At 67.4% G+C, this 2,798-nt stretch carries 4 protein-coding genes; 1 reads left to right on the top strand and 3 read right to left on the bottom strand.

What is annotated here, in order from left to right:
• The first annotated feature begins 590 nt into the window (after positions 1-590).
• The gene (locus ACLBX9_RS18195; protein WP_010687346.1) at positions 591-758 is read left to right on the top strand and encodes a hypothetical protein; all 168 of its coding nucleotides are present in this window, start codon (positions 591-593) and stop codon (positions 756-758) included.
• Between the two features lie 96 nt (positions 759-854).
• Here the strand turns inward: ACLBX9_RS18195 and ACLBX9_RS18190 are convergent, their stop codons facing one another.
• From ACLBX9_RS18190 to ruvB, 3 genes are all read right to left on the bottom strand, one after another.
• Entirely contained in the window at positions 855-1,031 is a 177-nt protein-coding gene (locus ACLBX9_RS18190) for a hypothetical protein (RefSeq protein ID WP_447719932.1), read from the bottom strand.
• Positions 1,032-1,317: 286 nt separating this feature from the next.
• Positions 1,318-1,707 (bottom strand): hypothetical protein, encoded by a 390-nt coding sequence (locus ACLBX9_RS18185; RefSeq protein WP_447719931.1) that lies wholly within the window; start codon positions 1,705-1,707, stop codon positions 1,318-1,320.
• Between the two features lie 129 nt (positions 1,708-1,836).
• The coding region (ruvB, locus tag ACLBX9_RS18180) for a Holliday junction branch migration DNA helicase RuvB (protein ID WP_447719930.1) at positions 1,837-2,798 on the bottom strand (962 nt) is incomplete at its 5' end.

The raw sequence follows: 2,798 nt of genomic DNA, 5'->3' as shown, positions 1-2,798 counted from the left end.
GTTGACCGTCTTGCCGGTGGCGAGGCGGTTCTGGGTGGTCGCCATCAGCTGCGCCGTGTCCTGCAGCGAGAGCAGGTTCTGACGCGTGGCAGCGGATAGAGTAATCGAGGACATTCTACGAAATTCCTTTCGTACGCTTGAGCTTCAACCGTCCACCAAGCCGCTCCCCGAATGCATTCCGCCGAGAACAGCCCAATACCCTCAATTCGATGCTCTTCTTGCGTCGAATAAGATCCGATAGGATCTTGAGAGCTATTCGGACCAACTTCACACAAGAACGTTAAAAGTCTGCTAACCAATCCGAGAGACGCGCGGGAAACCCTGTCGCTTAACCATTCCACGTCTCCGCGCCGTCATCGAAGAAGGGCAGGCGCCAGGCAGATGCGCTGTGAAACGGTGCGGCTTATTCCACATCGAAACTCGCAGCGCAGCGGATGAGGCCAAATCGATTTCACTATATAGAACCATAAATCAAGTTTATGTCCCAATGATACATGAACTACAAAGATAACCATTGCGCAGCATGCAAATAGGAATCGGCGGAACCTGCGCTGCTCCGGCTTCACGGGCGCGAACAGAGGCTCACGATCATGAGTGTCGGCGCGCAGCAGATCGAAGCTCCAGTCGGACTTTCCAATCCGATCGCGCGGCTGCGTCAAGCATCGCCGGATCCGGGATCTGTCGACCCCTCCGACCGGTTCCTGCTGCTGCTCGCCCTCTGCCGGCTGGCGGGAGGGACGTTCCCCCTCGTGGCCTGACCTGTCTCTGAGGGCTTCCGGAACGCGGGCGGCCCGTGCGCGCCTGTGACCGGGGGCAAGCCCTGGACATTCCGGATCGCGCGTTCGGACGGGCTCTCAGATGAGATCGATGTCCGGAGACTCCGCACCGGCCGCCTCCTGGCCAGGGGCCCGGGCATCGACGGCGTGCCGGATCTGCGTGACGTAATGCGCCCGGGCGGCTTTCAGGATCTCCGCGGGACGGATCGTGCCCTCCGGCTCGCCCCCGCCGAGGCGCTGCCGCGTCCCACCCAAGATACTCGCGGAGCATCGCCATCGACCGCTTCGATCTGCTGGCGCATCCCATCCTTGAACGGGATCTGGCCGAAGACCGACAGCACCTGTTCGCCCACCGCGGCCGTCCGGTCTTTGAGCTCCGTCAACTCGGTCCGCGCCATCCCGAGGAGCCCCTGCGTCGTCGCCCGGGCGATCCCGTCGACGTCGGCCATCAGAGCCTGGAGCCGTGCTGCTCGGTCCGGGCCACGTCATCGCCGCGATCGGCGATCAGCACCTCGCCGATCGTCCGCTGGGCATTCGAGACCTAGAGACGCGCCTCCGCCCTGGCGGACGGCGACGTCTGGGCGAGATCCTGGAGCGCCCGGGCGATGACCTCGAAGCCGGCCCCGTGGATGCTGGCCCGGCCGGCCTCGCTATTCGCCTTGAGCGCCAGCATCCGGGTCGCGCCGCCGACCTCCTCCAGGGTGACGATCAGGGCATCGAGGGTGCGCATCTGCTCGGTCGCGGCGTTGACCGTGCTGCGCTCCTCCCGGGTCTCGTAGAGGCAGCGGTCGCGATAGGTGCCCAACGACGCCGCGAGCGGCTGCAGGGCGGTGTCGCTCTGCTCGGCGAGGCCGACGATCCGGTCGTGGGTGCCGCCGATGCAGACGGCGCTGCGCGCCTGAGCCGCGTTGAGCGCCTGCAGCGACGCCATGATCGCCGCCGCACCGTCCGTCTGCGCGACGATGCTCCGTACCTGCCTCGCGCGTGACCGAAAAATACGGGTCAGGCGGCGCGCACCGCCGCTTGGCCGAGGCCGGGACAAGGCGCTGACAGGGGGGACTCAGGCGGCGACCGGATCCCGCTCCCGCTTCGGTTGGGCGATGCCGAGATGGCGGTAGGCGTGGCGGGTGAGCACGCGGCCGCGGGGCGTGCGCTGCACGAAGCCGCGCTGGATTAGGTAGGGCTCGATGATGTCCTCGATCGCGTCCCGCGGCTCCGACAGCGCCGCCCCGATCGTCTCGATCCCCACAGGCCCGCCCCCGAACGAGCGCGCGATCAGACCCAGGTACTTGCGGTCCATCACGTCGAGCCCCGCCCCGTCCACGTCGAGCAGTTGCAGCGCCCGGTCGGCGATCGCCCGCGTCACCGTCTCGGCCTCCGCCACGACCGCGAAGTCCCGCACCCGCCGCAGCAGGCGCCCCGCGATCCGCGGCGTGCCCCGCGCCCGCCGCGCGATCTCGTTGGCCCCCTCCGCCGACATCCCCAAGCCCAGAACCCGCGCGCCCCGCGCCACGATCTGCTCCAGCTCGTCGATCTCATAGAACTCCAGCCGGATCGGGATGCCGAACCGGTCGCGCAGCGGCGTGGTCAAGAGACCCGCCCGCGTCGTGGCGCCCACCAGCGTGAACTTGGGCAGCTCGATCTTGACCGAGCGCGCCGCCGGGCCCTCGCCGATGATCAGGTCGAGCTGGTAGTCCTCCATGGCCGGATAGAGGATCTCCTCCACCGCCGGGTTGAGCCGGTGGATCTCGTCGATGAACAGGACGTCGCGCTCCTCCAGGTTGGTCAGCTGCGCGGCCAGGTCCCCGGCCTTGGCGATCACCGGACCGGAGGTGGAGCGGAAGTTCACGCCCAGTTCGCGCGCCACGATCTGGGCCAGCGTGGTCTTGCCCAGGCCCGGCGGGCCGACAAACAGCACGTGGTCGAGCGCCTGCCCGGTCTTGCGCGCCGCCTCGATGAAGATCTGCATGTTCGCCCGCGCCGCCCGCTGACCGATGAACTCGGACAGGCTCAGCGGACGGA

It is taken from the genome of Methylobacterium sp. A49B, from assembly GCF_053346215.1.
Note: the sequence above shows the minus strand (reverse complement) of the source record. Positions and strands in the feature narration are given on the sequence as shown.

Coding starts and splice junctions, on each gene's coding strand:
- ACLBX9_RS18195 (WP_010687346.1), top strand. CDS start 591: ATGAGTGTCGGCGCGCAGCAGATCGAAGCTCCAGTCGGACTTTCCAAT.
- ACLBX9_RS18185 (WP_447719931.1), bottom strand. CDS start 1,707: ATGGCGTCGCTGCAGGCGCTCAACGCGGCTCAGGCGCGCAGCGCCGTC.